The organism is Alteromonas sp. ABV4_515 (assembly GCF_056160345.1).
The window spans coordinates 688,416-712,367 of sequence record NZ_JBSWWZ010000002.1 but is presented as its reverse complement, the minus strand read 5'-3'; the positions used below and the strand labels follow the sequence as shown (position 1 = coordinate 712,367).

Here is a 23,952-nt window from a genome sequence, read left to right as displayed (position 1 = left end):
CTACTGTTCGCTAACGGCTTCTAATGCATCTGAGAGTTGACTCACCGGTACTACGATCAATCCCGGGATAGGTTGCTTCGGCGCATTGGCTTTAGGCACAATAGCCCGCTTAAAGCCATGTTTAGCCGCTTCAGTAATACGCTCAGTGCCATTGGGCACCGGGCGAATTTCCCCAGCCAGCCCAACTTCGCCAAACACAATCAAATCCCGCGGTAATGAACGGTTGCGGAAACTGCTCACCATAGCCAGCAGTAGCGCTAAATCTGCGCCGGTTTCACCAATTTTCACGCCGCCCACCACGTTCACGAACACATCCTGGTCGTTCATCTGCACATTGCCGTGGCGATGCAGCACCGCCAGTAGCATGGCCAGGCGGTTCTGTTCCAATCCCACGGCAATTCGCCGGGGATTTGCCATCTGGGAATAATCCACCAGCGCCTGAATTTCTACCAGTAGCGGCCGCGTCCCTTCCCACACCACCATGACGCTGGAACCCGGTGCCTGATTTTCACCGCGGCTGAGGAAGATTGCCGAAGGGTTATTCACTTCTTTTAAACCCCGCTCGGTCATGCCGAACACGCCCAGCTCGTTCACCGCACCAAAGCGATTTTTGTGGCTGCGCAAGGTTCTAAATCGCCCATCACTTTCCCCTTCCAGCATCATAGAACAGTCGATACAGTGTTCTAACACCTTGGGGCCAGCCAAGTTGCCGTCTTTGGTAACATGACCAACGATAAACATGGCTATATGATTCTGCTTAGCAAAGCGGGTCAGGTAGGCGGCACTTTCACGTACCTGCGACACACTGCCCGGCGCAGACTGCACATCTGACACATTCATTACCTGGATGGAATCGATAACCATGATCTTCGGTTGCTGAGTGAGTGCCAGCTCGCAGATGGTTTCCACATTAGTTTCTGCTAGCATCATCAACTTGTCAGTAGGCAGATTCAAACGCTGAGCCCGCAGCGCAACCTGCTGCAGCGATTCCTCACCGGTGACATACAAGGCGCTTTTCTCTTTTGCCAGTTCGCACATAACCTGAAGCAGTAATGTACTTTTACCTGCCCCGGGAGAGCCACCAATCAGCATGGCAGCGCCAGGAACAATGCCGCCCCCGAGCACCCGGTCCAGCTCTTTGAAACCTGAACTAAATCGTGGCAATGCCTCTAAATCAATGGCATTGAGGGGCTCTATTCGCGCGTTGGTTTGTCCTGCATAGCCACTGAATCCGGCTTTGGGCGTTTTTGCTGGAGAGACGACAAATTCAGAAATGGTGTTCCAGGATTTGCAGTCACTGCACTGCCCCTGCCAACGCGGAAATTCAGCGCCACAATCGGAACATACGTATGCGGTTTTTCGTTTAGCCATAGTGATAGTTGAGTAAAGATGTAACAAAACAGTGGTATTTCCCGCTATTCTACCGTTAATATCTGTGGTCCGCACACCGGAAAAATAATAAAGGATAAGCTTCCGGTCTTAATTTGGGTTGTAGTTACCTGCAATGCTGCCGATAAAGACAGATGATGTTGGCAGCCAGATAAGATTAGTCGGTGAAATGGAAAAAGAACTTCAGCAATTTGCAGATGTCATTGAGCAATTGAAACCGTCTGTCGGGCGTCCGGAATTTAATCAGGTTCTGATCCAACTTACCCGTGAGCTTCCTTCAGAAAAGCGCTTCTTGATTAAGATGGAGCTCAAACGGTTGGCCAAGCCCTGTCTTCGCGCCATTGACTTACGAGGTCAAGTTGATGGCGATTGCCGACTGTTCGAATTTCGCGATCGAAAACACTACTTGGACGACGTAGCCATTGACGTGTTTAAACGTCAAGTCAAAGTATACGGCAACTACACGTTTGGCGTTTACGAAGCGGTGATGAAAACCGAAAACAATTTTCGGGTTATGCGCGACCGGGCCGAAGCAGCCCGCTCTGAAGAAAAAAATACCCCTGAATCTAACCAAGAAAATCTACTAAACCACATTATTCCCGTCGTAAATCTGTTGGCGTACCATCATCGTAATCATGAGAGGATGAACTTTGCGGTTGCGTTAGACATTGAAGATGAACATCACAATTTCTTCAAAGGCACGAGTGTAGACATTTCAATAGAAGGGCTTCGACTTAAGCTTCCTAACGAATATGCCTTTACTTCTGGTCAGCCATTGCAAATCCATTTCCGCGGATTTGAAGATGAATTTGCTATGGACAACCGAAATGGCATTCATTATCACGTCATCACGACCAAGTTTGAGCGCGGTAATTTCTATTTAATATTAAAAAGAAACACAGATTATCCGGCACCATCATTTGATAAATTTCTAAATAACTTTATCCACGGAAACAAGCGGCGGTATAAGGTAAATCTCAATAACACCGTTGAAGCGATTATCAATAAAACGGCTGAGCAATATATTTCACCTTGTAGCCCATCTTTGCCCATTTTTATTGATGAGCAAGAAAATCATCTGCTACCCCGCTACGCCATGCTCAACAGTACAAACAAGGAAATTCTGGACTACTGGAAAGATGAAAAAGATGACGTGAAGTTGGGTTATATGCTCAAACCCTCCCGTCTGGCCTGGTTGCAGAAGCAGTCGACAACCCGAGCGGAAATGTACATTTACTGCTTTACCCACGTAAAAGACGGTGCGGTATATTTCTATTCGGCTTCCAATTTGGAGCTTGAACAGAATGACAAACTCAAGGCCCTCTATATTGGTTTTGGCTCTCGGAAAGTTAGTTGGCGGGTGTTCAAACTCACCTTGTCCTCGATGGCACCCGACGAGGCTTACGCCCCGCTATCTATACCCGATAGTGCCGCTAACGCAGCGAAAAAACAAAATTCGCCACCGTCGGCTCGACTAATGGCAAGACTCAAAAACCTCAAGTATATTGTCCATATCACTGATGTGACCTCCCTTTCTGGCCAGCGGCAATATGCCTCACGCAAATTCGACAGAAAGAACCTTGGTGGATTACGTGTTTTTGGTCACCCTAGAAATAAAGCGCCCATAGCAATTAAACCCTACCGCTATCGTTTTTCCGAACAGCGAATGGAGACACGCTACATTCTGCGTTCACCTATCGAATTGACGGGCTTCGATGACAGCTTCCATAGCACAGGCATTTCTGAAGACATTTCCATATCTGGCTTGCGCCTAGAAATTTCTCCCGAGTTTACGGGGAATGCTGGGAGTATGGTGAAAATACAATTTCCTCGCCTGACCGCGAAGTCAGCTACGGTCAGCATGAACTATGAAGTGATTCATCATAATGCCGACCGCAATATTCTGCATTTGAAAGCCGTAGAAGGCGAAGCCGGCGCAGCGGCACGGCAATTCTTCAATACACTCATAAAACAAAACAAGCAGTCATTGAAAACCTATCCTGAAGAAGAGGAAACCCCAGGGATTGGGCATGCGCTGCGCTGTATTAATGCGCGTCACACGCCTAACTTTGCTTTCCTGCTGGCTAAAACCGGTGTGAGATACGAACCTGATACGGCAGTCTATCAAAACAAAGGGACCGTGCCTTGTCACTTACTCTCCCATGCTGCGTCGCAAAACCGCGTTAATATCGAGTTTCTCTACCGGGACAGACAACAAGAATCGCCGCTTATAGCAAGCAGCATAAAGACATTGAAAATCGACCATCAGTTAGTAAGAGAAGAATTATTGGTTGCGTACAACCCTACAGCGAAGGAGGTTGGCCAGGCAGTAATACCCAAGCTTGATAAGCAGTTTGCTAACGATGAGAGTAAAAAAGCATTTATTTCAGAGGCGATTTCAAAAGGGCATTTTGTTGCGTTTCAGGTGTTAATTACGCTTACAGGTAAGCCCGATTTGGCCATGCTGCAAGCTGAATTAAATTATGTCAGCACCTATGCTTTGCACCGCGCAAAGGAGTTAGAAGAAAAAATCTGGTCTATGGGTGCGTCAGTGCATTTAATCGACATGACCCAGGAAGTACTCATGCGTTTCGGGTATGACCAAGCCACGATTGCGCGTAATAGCCAGGTTGTAAAAGCCAACGAGGCAACAAACCGCATTCAAAAAATGTTGAATTGACTCAGGTAAAAGGGTGACTCGCGTTCCCGCTATCCCCCTCCGTACTTTACGAATAATTCTTTGGCGACTTATAGTACTGCGAATCGCATTTCTGCAACGCGTACCTGGGCTAAAAACCCATTATTTGAGTAAATAAAGCATGCCTTGTAAGCCACTGTAACGAATAGCAGTATCGGCTTTTTCACGTACTAACGGCTTAGCATGACAAGCAACACCCAATGCGGCTTTAGCCATCATCACTAAATCGTTAGCACCGTCGCCCATCGCCACCGTTTGCGACATGGGAATTTGCCATTCATCTGCCAGCGACGCCACTGTGCGTGCTTTAACGTCGGCGTCAACGATTTCACCCACCACTTCTCCGGCTAACACGTTTCCGTTTACTTTTAACGTATTCGAGTATGCCGCATCTAAACCAAGGCGCTCCTTCACATAGTCAGCGAAGTAAGTAAAGCCGCCAGAGGCAATAGCAATTTTCCAGCCATGGGCTTTTAATTCTGTAATGAGCGGTACAACGCCTGGCATCAGTGGAATGCTGTCACGAATTTGCGCGAGCTGCGCAACTGGCACCCCTTTTAAGCAAGCCACTCGGGAAATCAGACTTTCGCTGAATGCCAATTCACCGCGCATGGCCCGTGCAGTTACTTCTGCGACTTTTTCACCCAGCCCCGCTAGTTTGGCGATTTCATCGATACATTCTATTTGGATAATCGTGCTGTCCATGTCCATCACCAACAAACCCGGTTGAGCAAGTTCTGGTTGATCATGCTGTACAACAATATCGACATAATACTGTGCGGCAATAGCTTCTAGCTGCGGCTTTAATGCAGGTTCATCCAACACTGTTACCGGTGCTTTCACCACCACTTCATGAAACTTACCGCTAAGCGGATGCAGGGTAAAACCGTGAAGATCACAAGTTCCTTCCAACGCTTGAGTAATACCTGCCAGTTGGCCAAGGGTAAGCGCCGGGGCATACACGGTTAACACTGCGTCTGTCGCAGCTTCACTGCCACTTGCAGCCTGCCATTGCGAATCTTTAAACACCACGCCATCTGGTTGTGCGCTGAATAACGCCAGCAAGCCTTGCTGACTATGTAATGAAGAAACCGTTAACACGCTCAAAATAAAATCCTGCCAATAAAAGTATGCGTATCCTAGCGAATTCATCGACAAGGTAAAACAGCCTTTTATGAATAGATTATGCCCAGGAATCGAAAACCGGTATCATGAACACAAACCGTTAAGCTTTTTGAATATGACTGATAAATACGCGGCATGGAAAACGCCCGCCCTAGAGAAAACGCATTGGTTTGCATGGCTGCAAAAGCGCAACGTGCACTTGATAACGGTTGTTCTGCTAATAACAGCTGCGATCACGCTGGCTGTGTTTCAGAAACGTGATGCACAGCAGTCGCTGGAACTGGCCGCTTCTGCACCGGTAAATGTATTAGCCGAACAGTATAGTTTACTGCTGGCGGATGCAGCAGAGATGCGGCAGCGGGAAAAAATTAACAGCCATCTCGCCAGACTGGTAAAATCTCATATTATCCACCGGGCTGCTGTTTTTGACCTTGAAGGTAATATGCTTGGCAGTGCAGTAAGTGAACCTTCATACGTTGAAAAACAGGACCCAGCTAAGTTCGAAGACTCTGTAAGAATGGTATCGATTAATAATAAGCAACAGGTGCAAACCGCTTTGTTGCAATTAGTCATTGATAACAACGCACTGCTTAAGGCCCAGCGACAACTTACCTCCTCGGCATTTAGTTTTCACGCTGGTCTGCTGTTCTTCGGTGTGATTACCGGCGCAGCGCTGACTCTGCTGTCATGGCGATATCGCTTTTTGTTGCTTAATAAAATTCGCTAGCGCCAGTACTCTGGCACAGCACGCACACTCTGCATACTATGTTTCTACCTCTGCCCGTTGCAGTGCATGAACCCTCCAGGCTGAAATCCCTGCCCTCCTGTTAAACAAATTTAACCTTAATTAGGCCTTATTCGCGGCCTTCTAAGTAATCTCTGCAGGTTTACCCGAAGTAGAAATTGGTGTTAGCGGTTGTTTAAAAACCTGACCCTACCGCTAACGCCACTGAGCATGCTCCCGGCATACAAAAGCTTCGGGTCATTGCATATCAGCCAGATACTACATTCTCACTTGCCACACGGGGAAATCATGATTGACACGTTAAACATTATTGCAATGGTACTCACTATCGCGCTGGGGTTAGTCGGGTTTCTCGCTCCCCGCTATACCATGGATAAACTCGGTCTCAAAACAGATGGCAGCAATATGGGCTACACGGAAATTCGGGCGGCAAATGGCGCGTTATTTATCGGCGCGGGGGTCGGTGCAATCTTTCTTTCTATCCCTGAAGCTTATGCGATGGTTGGCTTTTTATATGCTGGCGCTGCTGTTGGCAGAATTTCGGGTATCTTTGGCAACAAAGCGGGATCTAAACAAAGCTGGGGATATTTTACTGCTGAAGCTGCCCTGGCGGTTTACCTGCTGATAGCCAACCTCTGAGCTCTTAATTTAATTCACCTTTTTTGATTCAGGGAGACATTTATGAAATCTATTATAGTTACAGGCGCTTCATCAGGACTCGGTGAATCTATCTCTATCCGGTTTGCGCAGGAGGGATGGTTAGTGTTTGCAGGTGTGCGCAATGAAGATGATGCGCAAAACCTTAAGGAAAAAGAAGCGAGTATCCAGCCCCTGTTTCTGGACGTATCCAAGCCGGAGCAAATCAGTTCAGCCGTGGATGCAGTTTCAGAGAAGCTAGCAGGTCACACCCTCAACGGACTGGTTAACAACGCTGGTATAGCTAAAATTGCCCCGTTGGCGTTACAGGATATCGATGAATTTATACAGCATTTTGAAGTGAACGCATTCGGCGGGCTGCGAATGGCCCAGGCCTTTTTACCACTTCTGGGTACCAATGAGTCATTGGACGGGGCCCCCGGACGCATTGTTAATATTACCAGTGTAGGTGGGGAGCTGCCGTCTCCGTTTCTGGGCGCTTATACTGCCAGCAAACACGCCATGGAGAGTATTACCGATAGTTTGCGCCGCGAGCTGTTGGTATACGGTATAGACTCAATATCAATTGGTCCAGGCAGCGTTAAAACTCCAATATGGAAAAAAGCAAAGGAAGCGGATGCTGCCGGGCAATATAATGGGACCGCCTGGGAAGATTCAATTAAGACCTTCCTCGACGTAATGATAGAAGGAGGCGAAGACGGGCTCGAAACCGACTACATCGCCGACGTGGTTTACGAGGCAATGACCGCAGAAAAGCCTAAAGCACGCTATGCTCCGGTGCCGAACAAGCTGATTAACTATACCCTACCTACCATGCTACCAGAGCGAATGGTTGATAAAATACTCGCGAAAAAATTTGATATTAAAGAAAACAGCTAGTGGAGTGCTGAGAAAGCTAAGCATTTGCTTTGTCCGGCTGCTGACTTTTCGGCAGCAGTGGTGCTCTCCAATGTCGTTAGATGAATATTCTTATTATTCAGTTGTGCAATCGACTTTGATAATGTTTAAATAACAACCAACACCTCTTTGAGAAAGGAGCTTGGTATGAAAGTTGTCAACATAGTTTACTTAGTTGCAGTGTTTCTTCCCGTCCTGCCGGCAGCGGCCCTCCCAGAGCAGGATGCTCCACCGCCTTCCAGTCGCATAGCCCGCGAAGTCACCGGTAATGAGCTCAGCTACGACAGTATGATCAACAGCCATAATCAGCTTAAATGTCTTTACGGCTACGCAGCAGAGAAAACCGGCGATCACGCTGCAGCCCTGGCAATCTTTAATGACTGCATCGAACGTTTCGACAGCGTTTACGCCATGATTTGGCTTGCACAGATGTATGAAACCGGTGTGGCGGTAGAAAAGGATTTAGCGAAAGCCACGGCACTGATGAAGCGTGGCGCCAACACCAATGACGCCGCGGGCTATTCCAGTTTGGCGAAATATCACTATGGTGTCGCGCTGATTGAGGGCCGAGGTGTAATGGCCGATCGTCAGCAGGGTATTGCCTGGCTGAAAAAAGCCAGTCTCGAAGGAGTGACTGATGCCGATGAATACCTTACCAGTATGGATATGAAGCCTTCTGGTCAGGGCTGAGTAAACAACTGCCTGAAATGCGTGTTTGTGCGGGCGCTGATAATTTCCGGCGAGGTATAAAAGGCTTCGGCTAATATGCCTACCACATTTACCAGCCTAGCCGGCTCGTTGCGCTGCCCCTGGTAGCCATAAACGGGCATATCAGGGGTATCGGTCTCAAGCAGAATATTATCTAACCCTACTTCCACCACCGCGTTTAACGTCTTTTGCCCTCTGGGATAAGTGACAGTGCCACCAACCCCAAGTTTAAACCCTAAATCAATATACTGCTTTGCCACTTGCGCGTTGCCAGAGAAAGCGTGGACGACACCACCATGGGTAAAGCCTGACTGCTTGATGAGTGCAGGTAGACGGTGATGGGTTTTAAGGTGATGAAGGATTACCGGAAGTTTATATTGCTTAGCGACATCTATTTGTGCCAGTAACCACGTTTCCTGCTCCGCAAGAGGTAATTTGATGGTGGCATCAAGGCCGATTTCACCAATGGCGCATACCCTGTCACGGTGTGTTGCGACCATTTGCTGCAAATCGGAGAGAGCATCATCCAGCGCGCCACGAATAAACCAAGGATGAACTCCAAAGGCAAGATGAATGTTGGCGTGATTAGCCTGAATGTCGAGCTGTTTTTGCCAGCCCGCGGGCGTGGTACCCGGAATTAAAAAACCACTGACGCCCGCTTCTTTCGCCCGTTGAAGTACATCATCAAGATCGTCATCAAAGGCGGGTAAATCCAGGTGACAGTGGCTGTCTATCATAAGTAGAAGCTACGGCATTAAGCGCTGCGTGGTCCAGTTGCCGTCTGCGGTTTTATTGTATTCAAAACGATCGTGTAGACGGTCTTCCCCACCCTGCCAGAACTCTATCTGGTGCGGTTCAACACGGAAACCACCCCAGAAATCCGGTACCGGCAGTGCTTTGTTAGCGAACTTATCTTTAAGCTGCTTAAACTGCGTCATAAGCAGCTCGCGGGTTGCAATTGGCTGACTCTGACGAGAGGCATAAGCCGCGAGCTGACTGTCTTTAGGACGAGAGAAGAAGTACTTTGCATTCTCAGTGGTAGACAGTTTATGCGCGGTGCCACAAACGCGTACCTGGCGTTCCATAAAAAACCAAGGAAAATGCAGAGAGATTTTGTTGTTTTGCGACAACTCTTGCGCCTTGCGACTACCAAGGTTGGTGTAAAACAGGAATCCATCCTCACTAACATCTTTTAGCAATACAATGCGCTGCGATGGCTGGCCTGATGGGTCTACCGTGGCCACTGTCATTGCAGTGGGGTCCGGACTGTCTGACTGGATTGCATCGTCTAACCATTTACGAAACAACGCGATAGGATGCCCAGTGAGCTCCTGCTCAGTTAAATGCGCATTTGAATATTGCCGACGAATATCAGAAAGAGACATTTTACCTCCATAACATGGTAAGACGGATCACTTAGTCGTCGCCGTAGCCCAGTGAACGTAAGGCGCGATCATCATCAGCCCAGCCCTGTTTCACTTTCACCCACAGCTCAAGGAAAACCTTATTATCAAACAGGTTCTCCATATCTTTACGGGCCTGCTCGCCAATGGTTTTAATATGGTTGCCGGCTTTACCAATAACCATACGTTTTTGGCTATCGCGTTCTACCAGAATAAGACCATTAATTCGGTATACACCATTTTCCATGAGTTTGAATTGCTCTATCTCAACCGTGGTGGAGTAAGGCAGTTCATCACCGGTGAATCGCATCAGTTTTTCGCGGATAATTTCCGCTGCCATAAAGCGGCTGGAGCGATCAGTAATGTAATCTTCAGGATAATAGAACTCGCTCGGCGGCAAAGACTTCTGCACCATTTCACGCAGTGCATCTACTTGTTTGCCGTTTTTTGCACTTACCGGAAAAATATGGTCGAACTCATGCTTTTCAGACAGCATTTGGATTTGATCAATCAACGACGCTTTGTCTTCGACTTTATCTACTTTATTGATAACGAGGTAACAAGGCAGGCGACTGTTTTTCACTTTCGTCAGCACCATCTCGTCTTCTTCAGTCCAGCGAGTCCCTTCCACCACAAACAGCACCAACCCCACCTCAGCCAATGAGCTGGAAGCGGCACGGTTCATGTAACGGTTGATGGCTTTTTTCTCGTCTTGGTGAAGCCCTGGCGTATCAACGTAAATGGTCTGATAAGCTTCTTCGCTATCAATACCCAAAATACGGTGACGGGTCGTTTGCGGTTTACGCGAGGTAATACTGACCTTTTGACCCAAAATACGATTCAGTAGTGTGGATTTACCCACATTTGGACGGCCGACAATGGCAACCAATCCGCAATAGGTTTCGACATCATCATTCAGATGCATGTTCAAGCTTCTCCAATGTCTCTTTAGCAGCCTGTTGTTCTGCTTTGCGGCGGCTATTCCCCACACCAAAAACCGGTGCATCCAGTCGCGCTACGGTGCAACTGACTTCAAAGGTTTGTGCGTGGTCCTTACCGCTAATGGTCACCACTTCGTAAACCGGTAACGGCTCACGGCGGGACTGGAGGTACTCCTGTAACCGGGTTTTGCTGTCCTTAGGATGTTCATTCGGATCAAGACGATCGATACGGTCTGACCATAAACGCAGAATAACACCGCGTACGGTGTCGATACCGTCATCTAAATAAATTGCGCCGAGAATGGCTTCTACGGCATCAGCGAGAATAGAGCTTCGACGGTGACCGCCACTTTTTAGCTCACCTTGGCCCAGTTTGAGCAGTTCGCCGACGCCGGCTTCTTTTGCCATTTCTGCCAGAGTGTCGCCTTTTACCAGTGTGGAACGCATGCGAGTGAGCTTGCCTTCTGGCACCGTCGGGAAGCGGGCAAATAAGGCGTCAGCGACAACCATGCCCAATACTGCGTCACCGAGAAACTCCAGGCGCTCGTTGTGCTTTTTTGCCGCACTGCGGTGCGTGAGCGCCTGCTCTAATAAACCTTCGTCTTTAAAACGGTAATCGAGTAGTTTCGATAACCGTGCGTATCGGTCGATACCTTGCATTACTCAATGCCACCAACACGATTAAATCGAACGCCGGTAGGAACCCAACCCGGCAGGAAGCTGTCTGCAGAACGTTCAAATTCAAAGCTGATCCAGATGGCTACCGCTTTACCAACCAGGTTGTCGTCGGGTACAAAGCCCCAGAAACGGCTGTCACGGCTGTTTTCGCGGTTATCACCCATCACGAAATATTCGCCTTGCGGCACAATCCACTCGTTGCTACGGGTACCTGGTTGTGTATAGAAATTTGAAGCAGGAATACTGCGACCCGGATTACGCAAAATATCGTGAGTCACATCGCCCAGTTGCTCGGTGTAGCGAAGCAGCGGCACCATATCCTGAACAAATTCACCGCGCTCCTGAAACTCCAGTGGAACCGGCTCCATTTCAGGGCAGTCACTGCCGCTTTCGCAGTAAGGCTTAATAAAAATCTGTTTGTTCTGATAAACGATAGTGTCACCCGGCAGACCAATCACGCGCTTGATGTAATCAACATTGGTGTCTTCAGGATATTTAAACACCACCACATCGCCCCGCTCAGGCTCGCCGGTTTCGATAAATTTGTTTCGCAGCACCGGATCTTTCAAACCGTAAGCAAACTTTTCTACCAGAATGAAATCGCCCACCAACAGAGTTGGCATCATTGAGCCCGACGGTATTTGAAATGGCTCATACAAGAACGAGCGCAGCACCAATACAAAGGCGATAACCGGAAAAATCTGTTGAGATGTATCTACTAACCACGGCAATTCGGCTTGCTGGCCTGTCGCAGACGATGCAGCTTCTGTACCTTGTACGAACTTCTGCTTCCTTGCCGGTGCCCATAACAAGCTATCGAGAAGCCAGATGAGACCGGTGGCTACCGTCAGGATAACCAACAAAATCGAAAAATAATTTGCCATTACTTACCTACCTTGAGAACAGCGAGGAACGCATCCTGTGGTAACTCAACGTTACCGACTTGCTTCATGCGCTTCTTCCCTTCTTTTTGTTTTTGCAGCAGTTTTTTCTTACGACTTACGTCACCACCGTAACACTTGGCGATAACGTTCTTACGCAATTGTTTTACTGTGCTTCGTGCAATAATGTGGTTGCCGATTGCCGCCTGAATGGCAATATCAAACATCTGACGAGGAATGAGTTCACGCAGTTTTTCCACCAGTTCACGGCCACGGCCCTGACTGTTTTCGCGGTGCGTGATCATCGCCAGCGCATCAACACGCTCACCGTTAATCAATACATCCACCCGCACCATGTCGGATTCCTGGAACTTCTTGAAGTTGTAATCCAGTGAAGCAAAGCCCCGGCTAGTTGACTTAAGACGGTCGAAGAAATCCATCACCACTTCAGCCATCGGCAGTTCATAGGTTACCGCGACCTGCTTACCGTGATAAGCCATGTTGGTCTGCACACCACGCTTCTCAACGCAAAGTGTGATGACATTACCCAGGAATTCCTGCGGAACCAGAATATTGGCCTCAACGACCGGTTCGTGAATTTCAGCAATTTCATTTACGGCTGGTAGCTTAGACGGGTTGTCCACTTGCACCGTTTCACCCTTGGTAGTAACCACTTCATAGATTACTGTGGGTGCGGTAGTGATAAGATCCAGATTGTACTCGCGTTCAAGACGCTCCTGAATAATCTCCATGTGCAGCATGCCCAGGAAACCAATACGGAAACCAAAGCCCAGTGCGGCAGAACTCTCTGGTTCGAAGAACAAAGAGGCATCATTCAGGCTGAGTTTATCCAGCGCATCACGGAAATCTTCGTAGTCGTCTGAACTGACCGGGAACACACCGGCATAAACCTGCGGCTTGATTTTCTTGAAGCCCGGTAAGGCTTTTTCAGCAGGAGCACGGGCCAGCGTGATGGTATCGCCCACCGGCGCGCCGTGAATTTCTTTGATACCCGCAATAATGAAACCTACTTCACCGGCTTTAAGGGTACCGGTTTCGGTTTGCTTCGGCGTGAAGATACCCACTTTATCTGCCTGGTGCACCTGGCCGTTGGACATGATTTTAATTTTGTCTTTGGCATTCAGTTCGCCTTCAACAATACGCACCAGTGATACGACGCCCTGATAGTTATCGAACCAGGAATCCACGATCAGTGCTTTCAACGGAGCTTCACGCTCGCCTTCAGGTGGTGGTACACGTTTAACAATCACTTCGAGTACTTCATCAATACCAATACCGGTTTTTGCTGAACAACGCACAGCGTCAATAGCATCGATACCAACGATGTCTTCGATTTCTTCCGCTACACGCTCAGGTTCAGCCTGAGGCAGATCGATTTTATTCAGGATTGGCACAACTTCCATATCCAGATCGATAGCGGTGTAGCAGTTGGCAAGTGTCTGTGCTTCCACGCCCTGACCGGCATCAACCACTAGCAGTGCGCCTTCGCAGGCTGCCAGTGAACGGGAAACTTCATAGGTAAAATCTACGTGTCCCGGGGTATCGATAAAGTTCAGCTGATAAGTTTCGCCATCGTTCGCTTTATAGTTCAGCGTTACGCTCTGGGCTTTGATGGTGATACCGCGCTCACGCTCCAGATCCATTGAATCAAGAACCTGGGCAGCCATTTCCCTGTCAGTCAATCCTCCGCAATGTTGGATCAGACGGTCTGATAACGTGGATTTCCCATGGTCAATATGGGCAATGATAGAGAAATTACGAATGTGCGACTGTTGCATAATGCTGGAAAATGTCCTGCGAGATAGAATTAAACAAACCGGAAAGTAAGTTTATGACTTACTGTTTCACGACACCACTTGCGAATAATAAAATACGGCGGTGTAAAGCGTGCGGATTTTACCTATTTATTCAGCGAAAAGCGAATAAGCTTCACCATTTAGGATAGTCTACGGTATTAACACGAATTATTGCAGAAATTGAGGGGTGATACCGGGGCTTGGCGTCACCCCTTCGCTATTTTTGTGGCGTGTAAATCTCTGGAGTGGAAATGGTAGCGCTTAAAATAACCGGTTGAAAGCGAGTTTGGTCAATTTTCTTCAGATGACCTGAGATCAGGATGAACGAGCCAAAGGTTAACAGTAGGCTGGTTGCCAGTGCCCATAGTTCGCTGTGCAAACCCAGGCGGGGCAAACTCTGCCCTGCCCCAATAGCCGATATCACCAATACGATGAGAGGCACAACATAGAGCCATAAAGACGCTGCAACTACCCCGGCTTCAGGTACACCGATACGCACAGTATCGCCCACTTTACAGGGAACCGGCGAACGCAAGGAAAGCTGTTGCGTGCGTGGCGACAGTGCCCGTGAAATAACTCCAGAACCACAATCACTTTGCGCCTGACAGCTTGAGCACGTAGTTTTAATGGCCGCTTCCACGGTGATGAGATCGCCGTCTACGGCCACCACTGTCGCCGTTTCTTTAATCACCGTTGTCGTCCTTTAATTTCAACGAGGTTGCAATGGCATTCGCCGTTTGCAAAGGAATTTCTCCGATCACCGTAACCTGGGCTTTACCGTCAGTCAGGCTCAGAAACGTACTCAGTTCATGGCGCAACACCAGGTCAGAACCGATGGCATCGGCTGCGGGCTGCACATAAACTGACACATCGACCAGTCCATCAGAAAATAATTTGTATTCAACAACCTGACCGGTTACTGCCAGTCGCCTTATATCCTGTTTTACCTCAACCATGCCACTGGGGAGGTAATCCACTTCCCAGTTTTGCGCCCGGTTTGCTGCCGAATGCAGTGCCAGGGCGGCAGGTAACGAGTTTCTGTTTACTTTTGCAAAATATTCCGGCGCCTGTTGATGAATCTCAAACGAACTTACCTGGATTTGTTCAAGCACATTACCCTGTAAATCCAGGGTATTCATTTTCAACAGCATACCTGATTGCTGATCAAGCCATAGCTGATAACTGAAACGCGTATTATCACGACTAACAACCCGGAGCTGCTGAGCAGGTCTGCCGGCTACGCGCGCACGGCCAACAGAAACAAAATCGTACCCTTTCACCAGCGACATCGGATCATAAAGTAACTCGCTGGGAATAGGACCATTGATGTATTTAGACTGCAAACTATAAGGCGGTGCATCAGGTTCAAAAATACTGACTACATCACCAAATCGAATCAGTTCCCGTCCAGGTCCATTTTGTAAATTCAGCTGTTCAACCGAAGTGCCATCGTTAAGCACACCATGACGCCACAAGAACGGTACCGTTTCTTGATTCAGTCTGCTTACAACAAACGACACTTCAAAATTCAGCGTTCTCACCGCCGCAGACATTTTCAGCATCCAATCTGTGGCAGATTGCGGTTTTTCCGTGAGAGCATAGGGATAAACATCAGCCAATGCATTATTGTCGTCGTCGGCCAGCATGGAGTTTTGCTCAGACACAATAGCATCTGGCTGGGATTGGCTCTTTACTTGTGGGGGTGGGGGCTGTTGTGCATGAACAGAAAATGCGAGCCCAACACACGCCAGGCTATAAATGCAAAAATTCCACGGTGAAAACAAACGTACCAGCTCCGAGGGAGCTGGTACGTTATTAAAAAATGCTTTTGTCATCGAAACTCTTAGTCTGGATTAACGTTTGACCGCGCTTCCTGATCTACCTCGTTGCTCTGATCTTCAGCTTGTTTCAGCTGAATCTGCTGCTCGTGGTCTGCAATGATAGCATTAATCTTACGTTTCTTTTCCAGAACCACGCTCATGTCGTTGCGAGGCAACGTACGAGTTTGCTCAAGACTTACCGGTGATAAACCACCAATGCGTCCCGGCGTTTCGAATGTCGAAAACGGTTCTGTTGGCTCTGGCTGATTCATCTGCTGCACGCCTAAGATAACGGCAACGGCAACGGAAGCCGCAACCGCAAACTGGCCACTTTGCTTTGCAAATGGAACCACGTTGCCAATAAGTGGCAGTGATTTCCAGCCTGAGCGCTTAGGCGCCATGACTGTTGGCTCGCTGTCTAACGCTGCAGCCACTGCTGCGGTGATATCCATTTCTGGTGCCACCGTTGCTTCTTTGCGTAAACCACTACGGATAACATGGTAACGCTGCCATTTTGCTTTCAGCTCTTCATCATTGAGGATAGCTTCCATAATTTCAGCGCTATCTGTCTCACCATCCATAAAGGCTGACAATTTTTCTTGCTGTTGCGTCATACTATAAAATCCTGATCCAAATGATCGCTTGCTACCATAACACAGCTAGTTAGTTCACTTCATCCCGAGAAAGTTCAACTTCATCGCGAAAAAAACTAAATTAATTTTCCAAAAGTGGCTGAATGACTTTGTCGATGGCTTCACGTGCCCGGAAGATCCGAGAACGTACCGTGCCTACCGGACAACCCATTACACTGGCGATCTCTTCGTAACTTAGTCCTTCGATCTCCCGAAGCGTAATAGCCATACGCAAATCGTCAGGCAGTTTTTCGACCACACGGAACAACGTTGCTTCAATTTCATCAGAAAGCAAACTGCGTTCGGGGGTAGACTGCTCTCTGAGCGCGTCACTGCCGTCGTAGTAATCTGCCTCTTCTGCATCTACATCGTTGGCAGGCGGTTTTCTCCCCTGAGCAACGAGATAATTTTTTGCACTGTTAACAGCGATACGGTAGAGCCAGGTATAAAACGCACTGTCTCCACGAAAATTGGGCAAAGCACGGTAAGCTTTAATAAACGCATCTTGCGTGACATCTGCAACATCACCAGTATTTTTCACATACCTTGACACCAGATGCATGACTTTATGCTGATAACGGGTTACCAGCAGGTTAAATGCGTTTTTATCACCGTTCTGTACCTTTTCAACAATCTGTTGATCGGTTATCTGCTCGCTCATCCGAGCCATTTCTCCTTAACATCTACCACATAAACAGCTCATGCAAGCATCAGGTAGACTGCATATTTTTCAGAAAGTTCGAAGAAAATGCGGTCAAACTTTAAATTATCAATAAAAGATATAAGAAAATTTACCATAACGGGATATTGGCGATTTGCCTTTTTCCACGCTTCATTTAGACTTGCCGAACCTTATCCTAGTTATAAACCGCTAAAATACCATGAAATCAGTGGCTTCATCACTACCTTCAGCGGAACATCAAAGTATTGAACACCAGTGCGACGTACTCGTAATAGGCAGTGGCGCTGCGGGTCTTAGTCTTGCGCTTAAACTCGCCGACCATTGCCGGGTTATCGTACTGAGTAAAAGTGATCGTAATGAAGGCTCTACCCGATACGCTCAGGGTGGCATTGCTGCCGTATTCGATGAGCAGGATTCAATTGACGCACATGTAGCTGACACACTCAACGCGGGTGCCGGACTTTGCGAGGAAGCGGCGGTTAGATTTACCGCCGAGAATGCCAAAGAAGCGCTCACCTGGCTTATTAATCATGGCGTACCTTTCGACACCGAAACCGATGAAAAAGGTGAAGAACGTTTTCACCTTACCCGTGAAGGTGGACACAGTCATCGCCGCATTCTGCATGCTGCAGATGCCACCGGCGAAGCATTGCAAATAACGTTAAATGACGTGGTTTCAGCCCATCCAAACATTGAATTTCTTGAACGCTATAATGCGATTGACCTTATCCGTTCAAAGCAAAATAGCCAGCATTGTACTGGTGCGTATGTATGGAACCTGCAGCGCGCTCACGTTGAAGTTATTCGCAGCAGATTCATCGTGCTTGCCACAGGTGGCGCCAGTAAAGTTTACCAATATACGTCGAACCCAGATGTTTCAAGCGGTGATGGTATTGCTATGGCATGGCGCGCAGGTTGTCGTGTTGCCAATATGGAATTTAATCAGTTTCATCCAACCTGTTTGTATCATCCCCAGGCCAGAAACTTTTTGATCACCGAAGCATTGCGCGGTGAAGGTGCCCGCCTTTGTCACACTGACGGCACACCATTTATGAAACGGTTTGATGAACGCGGTGATCTGGCTCCCCGTGATATCGTCGCCCGTGCCATCGATTATGAAATGAAACGTCTGGGTGCAGAATGTATGTATCTCGACATCAGCCACAAGCCGGCGGAATTCGTGGTCAAACATTTCCCGAATATCTATCGGAAGTGCTTGTCGTTGGGTATTGATATCACCACACAGCCCATTCCCGTGGTGCCCGCAGCGCATTACAGTTGCGGGGGCGTGATGACAGATTTCAACGCTAAAACGGATCTGGACAACGTATACGCTGTGGGCGAGGTAGCTTATACCGGATTGCACGGTGCTAACCGAATGGCGTCAAATTCGCTGTTAGAATGTGTGGTGTACGCCGCCGCAGCAGCAAAAGACATTCTCAGTCACCTGCAAGACAATTACGTAGAAGAACCGATAGCGCCGTGGGATGAGTCTCAGGTGACCAACTCTGATGAAGAAGTCATCATTCAGCACAACTGGCATGAACTGCGCTTCTTCATGTGGGATTACGTTGGCATTGTGCGCACCAATAAACGCCTGGAAAGAGCACTACGACGAATACAGCTACTAAGCCAGGAGATTCAGGAGTATTACGCCAATTTCCGTGTCTCCAACAATCTATTAGAGTTGCGTAACCTGGTCACTGTGGCTGAGCTGATTGTTCGCTGTGCCATGGAGCGTAAAGAGAGTCGCGGGCTACATTATAATCTTGATTATCCCGACTTGCTTCCTAAGGCCAAGCCTACAGTGTTGAAACCGCTTCCTGCGAAATGGCAACCCGAACCCGGCTCTATGGCGACGGTAAAAGACCACTAAGGGTCTACCGGAAGTGATCTTGTCACCAAACAAAAAGCCCACGTTAATTAACGTGGGCTTTTTATTGGGCTAATAGCATTGGTTACAGGGCAAAGAAGTTCGCCATAACGCCGGTTATCACCGGCTCATTGTTGTCTGCATTTTCCAGTAAGAAGCGAGTATCGCCGTTACTCTGCGCCGTCTTTAACTGCGCCAGGCCAGGCAATAACAACGGCTTCTTAAATTGATTATTAACGGTGATTTCCGTGACCGGTGCTGCCGGATAAAGATGACTTACCGACATGGCGAGTGTCCACATACCATGAGCGATGGCGCGAGGGAATCCGAATGGTTTGGCCGTTAACGCATTCAAATGTATAGGATTCGCATCACCGGACAGTTTCGCATAGCGCCTGCCAATATTCCCTGGCGCTTCGATATGCGTGGTTGCGTTAGCATATTCTATCTGCGGCTTGATATGGACCGTTCCGGTACCAGCATTGTTTTCCGTTGACACATGGGGCGCTTTTGCTTTCACCAGATAGGTCGCTTGCGCATCATACACCAACTGATTGTCTTGCAACGCGCGGGCGTACATTTTCACGTCCCACCCTCTTTTGTGGGCACTAATATCGGAAAATCCCACACGCATCTCAAAAGGCTTTGCTTTATCGAGGTGATTCAACTGACGAATCTTGTTTTCCCGATGTACCAAGCCTAACAGGGGAAAAGGACTTCGTTTATGTGCCAGACATTGTAACTGCAGCGGCAATGACAACACTTGAAGATAACACGGGTGCAATACCGCATGCTCCCAACCGGTTAGCGATGCATACTGGGCCAAATGCTTATCATCAATAATGATATTCTTTTCCCGTGTAATCGCGGGTACCACGGGTGGCTTAAATTGCCGTAGTAAATTTTTGTCAGGCCGGTGTGTCAACGCCTTGAACATTAAACCAAACATACACGCATCTCCAAAAAAGCTTCATGTAACGATAAGCCGGCTCAATCGACGATAATACAACTCATCGCATTCCCCTCTGAATACCCAGCGATAGCTCACATCACCGTTTTCAGTTCTGAATTGAAGGAACATTGCACCGGGAAACAGTCGGCTGTGGTTTATATTTATTTGTCTGCGTCGTATCGCTCCTGATTCTTGTTCAGTCCAAATGTCGCCATCGACTTCAACGAATATAGTTGGGCGGGCAATATCTCTCGCTGAATCGTGAACAGGCCTCTTCAACAACGCGCAGAAAACACACAGAATGTTAGTTCTAAATTGCCATACTGACGTTATTACTACGAGAAAAACGATGAGCAGTTCAGGTAGGTTTCCCGGCAGCCAGCTTTTCGCTGTAGGAGGAAGGCACAACAAAACGATAGACGCCGCCGACAGTGGCATTAAGAATGCCAATCGACGGAACGCCCAGCATTTCAGAGTGAAATTATACTTTGACACGATCCAGGATGATTTTCACCATTTCGGCAAGTTCAGGATCGTCACATTTCTGGTGGCCCATAAACCAGGCAAAAAGATCAGGATCATCACACGTTAATAGTCGTTCAAACGTTTCTTGTTTCTCTGCGTCTAAATCACTAAATGCTTCTTCAACAAAAGGCAGAAACAGTACATCTAATTCGAGCATGCCGCGTCGACAGGCCCATTTTAAGCGGTTGTATCTTTTCTCTGTGAACATTTATCTATCTACCTCATTACTTATCCGCCGCACTATACCAGAAGCCCGACCTACTCTCACCGTCCTTTTTACCCGTTTCGGTGGTTGAGAATAGAAAATCCTCCCCCATTGATAGGAGATAAACCAGTTTACTACGGATTTCCAATGGTTACGCCTGAAACACTTGATAGCCTTGCTGCTGATTATGCCATTCCACTGACTCACTACACGGTGCTGTCGATTGCCGGTGAGCAACGTGACGATTACTTGCAAGGCCAACTGACTGTAAATGTTAAGAAGTTAGATGAGCAAACCGCCAGACACGCGGCCCATTGCGACTTTAAAGGTAAAACATGGTCACTCAGTACCGTTTACAGATGGCAAGATGAAATTTGGTTAACAATGCCAAAAGGCTGTGCCGAATCCTCGCTGGAGCAACTGAAAAAATATGGCGTTTTTTCCAAAGTAGAAATTAACGACAGAGCAGATGATGTCACGCTGTTTGCGGTTTCTGGCGATAAAACAGCACAATGGGTAGTTGACGTTTTTGGTGCCCTTCCCGATGTTGGACTCACTACACTGCAAAATGACGCGGGTGTGGTAGTAAGACAAGATTTTCCCTCTGATCAGTTGCTACTGGCACTCCATACCGACGCTGCGACCCAATTTCAGCAATGGATGACAGATAACTCTGTCACGGAATATGCCTCGGATGTGTTTGAAGCATTAGCGATAAAGCATGGCATCGCCGATGTTTCAGGCGTTGTAGTGAACGAATTCGTGCCGCAAATGATGAACGTGCAAGCCTTGAACGGTATTGATTTCAACAAAGGCTGTTACATGGGGCAGGAAGTGGTGGCTCGCACTCGCTATCTGGGTAAAAACAAACGCGCAGGTTACGTTTTTTGTATCCCACAGGCTGTTGATGTTAACGTAGGTGATACCGTAGAAAAAGAATTGGAAAATGGCTGGCGCCGCGGCGGCACTGTTATCCGCAAAGCGCAACTTAAAGAACAGACTTGGTTTATGGCTGTGTTACCGAATGATACCGAAAGTAGCACGCAGCACAGATTGGCAAGTAGCCCTGAACTACAGGCATGTTTTACAGCATTGCCTTATAATTTAGAATAATCGTCGTTATCTGACTATCACCACACTGATTGCTCAATAACACACATTCACGTGTCGTGAGACACAATCCATCACAGGAATAACTATGACTATTACAACAGATAGTGTGGTAACGCTACACTACACTGTCTCGACAGACGGTACCGAACTCGATTCATCTGTGGGTAAGAACCCGCTGGTAGTATTGATGGGCAGACGTTTTCTGATTGAAGGCTTAGAAGACGAGTTGGTTGGTAAAACGGCTGGCGACAAATTCAGCACCACAGTAGAACCCGAAAAAGCATACGGTCAGCGTATGGATGAGCTGGTGCAAAGCGTGCCTAAAAATATGTTTGAAGGGATGGAAGTAGAACCCGGCATGTCATTCCGCGCGTCGTCGGAAGGCGGTGAGCAGTCTGTAATCGTTATTGAAGTAAACGATGATCATGTGGTTGTAGATGGCAATCACCCGCTGGCAGGCGTTACCTTACAATTCGACGTTGAAGTGGTAGAGGTAAGAGAAGCCACGCAGGAAGAACTTGATCATGGTCACGTTCACGGCGAAGGTGGTCACCACCACTAAACTCGATTATGTACAAAAAAAGCCGGATAAGGCCCTGCCTTCTCCGGCTTTTTCGTTTTAAATCGCTTCTTCGTTCTGTTCGCCGGTACGAATACGGATGGCGGTTTCTACAGAAGTCACAAAGATCTTCCCATCACCAATCTTGCCTGTTTTTGCTGACGCCTCAATAGCTTCGATTGCCTGCTGTACTTGATCGTCGGCCAGTACCAGTTCAACTTTGATTTTTGGCAGAAAGTCGACCTGGTATTCAGCACCACGGTAAAGCTCTGTATGCCCTTTTTGACGGCCAAAACCTTTAACTTCAGTGACGGTCATACCCGCGATACCTACCTCGGCCAGCGCCTCACGAACATCATCCATCTTGAACGGTTTGATTATCGCTTCAATTTTTTTCATAACTTGCTACTCATTGTTAAGTGAACTGATACGACATCCATCTGCGTCGCAAAATCATTGTATAACAAAAACTTGCTTTCACACACAGACGAAAGGTGTAAAGGGCCGTACCATCGTCCCTATTTCGACTTAAATCCTATTTCTTAATTATATACGCCTAAAACGAAAAAGGTGTTTAAAATCGAAAACCCATCATCAGTGGTTTATATTGGTTCGGGTATAGGCGTATAGCTGTATGCTGTAATTTATATACGCAACAACCGCCTAATTCGGTTACTCTTAGTAAAGAGTACAAAGCATTCTGACCAATATTCCATGAGCAGGCAAACCGGTTTAACACTAATTGAATTAATGATAGGCGTCGCCATTGTGGCGATTTTGCTTACCGTCGGTGCACCGGCCATTCAAACCGTGCTGGAACAAAACAAGGTTATCGCCACCGTTAACGATATCAGTAATGCAGCCCGCACAGCGCGTTTCACAGCAATCGATACTGAAGAAACCACACTGGTATGCCCATCGGCCGATTATAAAACCTGCTCAGGCGACTGGCGTCAGGCAAAAATCGTCTTCGTAGACAGTAACGGTAACGGTAGCCGTGATGATGCAGAGCCCTTAATCAGTTCATCCGACCCCGTTTCTTCCGGCGTTAATATTTCGGGGCACACTGGTGCTTTGGTATTTTCTCCTGATGGCAGCGTTAGTAATGCGGTAACCATCAAGCTCTGCCCTGCTTCTGGTGATGCAAAATCAGCCTCAGCGGTGTTAATCAGTTTGTACGGCCGGGTGGCGGTGGCCGTGGATAATAGCGGCAACGGCATTAAAGAAGATTTAGCTGGCGCTGATCTTACTTGCAGTTAACGCCAACACTTTGCCGGCAAATAGCTCCCCGACCCGGTAACAGTAAGTGTGTCGCATCCATCGTTTAACGCCCGTGTTCGCTTAGCTTGCAACGTATAGTCAGTTGCTGTAACAGCGACAACACTAAACACATAATCTGCCACCGACACCGAAGACAACTCTGCCGTGCTGGCATATTTGTCGTTTCCCAGCCGGTATCGAATTTGCTCCGCCTGCCATGTCATCAGCTTGTGCCGAACTTGTTGCATGTCCTTTCGCTGTAAATAATCCATGTAAGACGGCACCGACAGCGCACTTAGCACCGCAACAATTGTCATTGAAATTAATAACGAAACCAGGCTAACGCCCTGTTGAGCCCTGGAATCCTTCCTTTGGTACAGCATACTTTCTTC

Annotated in this window: 25 protein-coding genes; 9 read left to right on the top strand and 16 right to left on the bottom strand. The window is 47.9% G+C overall.

The genetic code is table 11. From position 1 onward, the window contains the following. Complete coding sequence (radA, locus tag ACXAGX_RS07455) at positions 1-1,371, bottom strand: DNA repair protein RadA (protein WP_474837503.1); 1,371 nt, start codon at positions 1,369-1,371, stop codon at positions 1-3. 187 nt (positions 1,372-1,558) lie between these two features. On the opposite strand from radA, the gene ACXAGX_RS07450 reads away from it, so the two are divergent. Next, positions 1,559-4,069: a PilZ domain-containing protein gene (locus tag ACXAGX_RS07450; RefSeq protein ID WP_474837501.1), complete on the top strand. Its 2,511-nt coding sequence runs from the start codon at positions 1,559-1,561 to the stop codon at positions 4,067-4,069. Positions 4,070-4,189: 120 nt separating this feature from the next. Here the strand turns inward: ACXAGX_RS07450 and serB are convergent, their stop codons facing one another. Then, positions 4,190-5,188, bottom strand: coding sequence for a phosphoserine phosphatase SerB (gene serB / locus ACXAGX_RS07445; protein ID WP_474837560.1), 999 nt, complete (start codon positions 5,186-5,188; stop codon positions 4,190-4,192). Between the two features lie 139 nt (positions 5,189-5,327). Between serB and ACXAGX_RS07440 the strand changes: the two genes are divergently transcribed. The 4 genes from ACXAGX_RS07440 to ACXAGX_RS07425 all read left to right on the top strand — a co-directional run bounded on the left by ACXAGX_RS07440 (position 5,328) and on the right by ACXAGX_RS07425 (position 8,201). Beyond that, positions 5,328-5,939, top strand: a complete 612-nt coding sequence (locus ACXAGX_RS07440; protein WP_474837499.1) for a hypothetical protein — start codon at positions 5,328-5,330, stop codon at positions 5,937-5,939. Between the two features lie 306 nt (positions 5,940-6,245). Then, positions 6,246-6,596 carry a DUF4345 family protein gene (locus tag ACXAGX_RS07435; protein ID WP_474837497.1) on the top strand — a complete coding sequence of 117 codons (351 nt, stop codon included), beginning with the start codon at positions 6,246-6,248 and terminating at the stop codon, positions 6,594-6,596. 42 nt (positions 6,597-6,638) lie between these two features. Beyond that, positions 6,639-7,493, top strand: coding sequence for an SDR family NAD(P)-dependent oxidoreductase (locus ACXAGX_RS07430; RefSeq protein ID WP_474837495.1), 855 nt, complete (start codon positions 6,639-6,641; stop codon positions 7,491-7,493). 165 nt (positions 7,494-7,658) lie between these two features. After that, on the top strand, positions 7,659-8,201 hold the full coding sequence (locus tag ACXAGX_RS07425; protein WP_474837493.1) for a tetratricopeptide repeat protein: 543 nt from the start codon (positions 7,659-7,661) through the stop codon (positions 8,199-8,201). Here the strand turns inward: ACXAGX_RS07425 and ACXAGX_RS07420 are convergent. The 10 genes from ACXAGX_RS07420 to rpoE form a co-directional block, all read right to left on the bottom strand. Then, positions 8,192-8,956 carry a TatD family hydrolase gene (locus ACXAGX_RS07420; RefSeq protein ID WP_474837491.1) on the bottom strand — a complete coding sequence of 255 codons (765 nt, stop codon included), beginning with the start codon at positions 8,954-8,956 and terminating at the stop codon, positions 8,192-8,194. The genes ACXAGX_RS07425 and ACXAGX_RS07420 overlap by 10 nt on opposite strands. Positions 8,957-8,965: 9 nt before the next feature. Beyond that, on the bottom strand, positions 8,966-9,604 hold the full coding sequence (pdxH, locus tag ACXAGX_RS07415; protein WP_474824530.1) for a pyridoxamine 5'-phosphate oxidase: 639 nt from the start codon (positions 9,602-9,604) through the stop codon (positions 8,966-8,968). A 31-nt stretch (positions 9,605-9,635) separates the two neighbouring features. Then, positions 9,636-10,547, bottom strand: a complete 912-nt coding sequence (era, locus tag ACXAGX_RS07410) for a GTPase Era (protein ID WP_474824529.1) — start codon at positions 10,545-10,547, stop codon at positions 9,636-9,638. Continuing rightward, positions 10,534-11,223 carry a ribonuclease III gene (gene rnc, locus ACXAGX_RS07405; RefSeq protein ID WP_070126684.1) on the bottom strand — a complete coding sequence of 230 codons (690 nt, stop codon included), beginning with the start codon at positions 11,221-11,223 and terminating at the stop codon, positions 10,534-10,536. Before rnc ends, era begins: the two co-directional genes overlap by 14 nt. Then, entirely contained in the window at positions 11,223-12,125 is a 903-nt protein-coding gene (lepB, locus tag ACXAGX_RS07400) for a signal peptidase I (RefSeq protein WP_474837489.1), read from the bottom strand. Before lepB ends, rnc begins: the two co-directional genes overlap by 1 nt. Beyond that, complete coding sequence (lepA, locus tag ACXAGX_RS07395) at positions 12,125-13,921, bottom strand: translation elongation factor 4 (protein WP_474837487.1); 1,797 nt, start codon at positions 13,919-13,921, stop codon at positions 12,125-12,127. Before lepA ends, lepB begins: the two co-directional genes overlap by 1 nt. A gap of 235 nt (positions 13,922-14,156) precedes the next feature. Then, complete coding sequence (locus ACXAGX_RS07390; protein WP_474824526.1) at positions 14,157-14,630, bottom strand: SoxR reducing system RseC family protein; 474 nt, start codon at positions 14,628-14,630, stop codon at positions 14,157-14,159. Further along, entirely contained in the window at positions 14,623-15,603 is a 981-nt protein-coding gene (locus ACXAGX_RS07385; RefSeq protein WP_474837485.1) for a MucB/RseB C-terminal domain-containing protein, read from the bottom strand. Before ACXAGX_RS07385 ends, ACXAGX_RS07390 begins: the two co-directional genes overlap by 8 nt. Positions 15,604-15,782: 179 nt before the next feature. Continuing rightward, a complete protein-coding gene (locus ACXAGX_RS07380; protein ID WP_070126679.1) occupies positions 15,783-16,373 on the bottom strand; it encodes a sigma-E factor negative regulatory protein in 591 nt (196 codons plus the stop codon). Positions 16,374-16,473: 100 nt separating this feature from the next. Then, positions 16,474-17,052 (bottom strand): RNA polymerase sigma factor RpoE, encoded by a 579-nt coding sequence (rpoE, locus tag ACXAGX_RS07375; protein WP_070126678.1) that lies wholly within the window; start codon positions 17,050-17,052, stop codon positions 16,474-16,476. Positions 17,053-17,272: 220 nt separating this feature from the next. Between rpoE and nadB the strand changes: the two genes are divergently transcribed. After that, positions 17,273-18,949: an L-aspartate oxidase gene (gene nadB / locus ACXAGX_RS07370; protein ID WP_474837483.1), complete on the top strand. Its 1,677-nt coding sequence runs from the start codon at positions 17,273-17,275 to the stop codon at positions 18,947-18,949. 82 nt (positions 18,950-19,031) lie between these two features. Here nadB and ACXAGX_RS07365 read toward each other — a convergent pair whose 3' ends face one another. Then, positions 19,032-19,895, bottom strand: a complete 864-nt coding sequence (locus ACXAGX_RS07365) for a MaoC family dehydratase (RefSeq protein WP_474837481.1) — start codon at positions 19,893-19,895, stop codon at positions 19,032-19,034. 484 nt (positions 19,896-20,379) lie between these two features. Beyond that, positions 20,380-20,631, bottom strand: coding sequence for an FAD assembly factor SdhE (locus ACXAGX_RS07360; RefSeq protein ID WP_070126675.1), 252 nt, complete (start codon positions 20,629-20,631; stop codon positions 20,380-20,382). Between the two features lie 144 nt (positions 20,632-20,775). On the opposite strand from ACXAGX_RS07360, the gene ygfZ reads away from it, so the two are divergent. Together ygfZ and ACXAGX_RS07350 are read left to right on the top strand one after the other, a co-directional pair. Continuing rightward, positions 20,776-21,741 (top strand): CAF17-like 4Fe-4S cluster assembly/insertion protein YgfZ, encoded by a 966-nt coding sequence (gene ygfZ, locus ACXAGX_RS07355; RefSeq protein WP_474837479.1) that lies wholly within the window; start codon positions 20,776-20,778, stop codon positions 21,739-21,741. 85 nt (positions 21,742-21,826) lie between these two features. Beyond that, entirely contained in the window at positions 21,827-22,303 is a 477-nt protein-coding gene (locus ACXAGX_RS07350; protein ID WP_474837477.1) for an FKBP-type peptidyl-prolyl cis-trans isomerase, read from the top strand. A 57-nt stretch (positions 22,304-22,360) separates the two neighbouring features. Here ACXAGX_RS07350 and ACXAGX_RS07345 read toward each other — a convergent pair whose 3' ends face one another. After that, positions 22,361-22,699, bottom strand: a complete 339-nt coding sequence (locus ACXAGX_RS07345) for a P-II family nitrogen regulator (protein WP_070126672.1) — start codon at positions 22,697-22,699, stop codon at positions 22,361-22,363. Between the two features lie 315 nt (positions 22,700-23,014). On the opposite strand from ACXAGX_RS07345, the gene ACXAGX_RS07340 reads away from it, so the two are divergent. Further along, on the top strand, positions 23,015-23,560 hold the full coding sequence (locus ACXAGX_RS07340; protein WP_474824520.1) for a GspH/FimT family pseudopilin: 546 nt from the start codon (positions 23,015-23,017) through the stop codon (positions 23,558-23,560). On the opposite strand, the gene ACXAGX_RS07335 is transcribed toward ACXAGX_RS07340, so the two are convergent. Continuing rightward, a complete protein-coding gene (locus tag ACXAGX_RS07335) occupies positions 23,557-23,943 on the bottom strand; it encodes a type IV pilin protein (RefSeq protein ID WP_474837475.1) in 387 nt (128 codons plus the stop codon). The genes ACXAGX_RS07340 and ACXAGX_RS07335 overlap by 4 nt on opposite strands. Between the last annotated feature and the right edge of the window lie 9 nt (positions 23,944-23,952).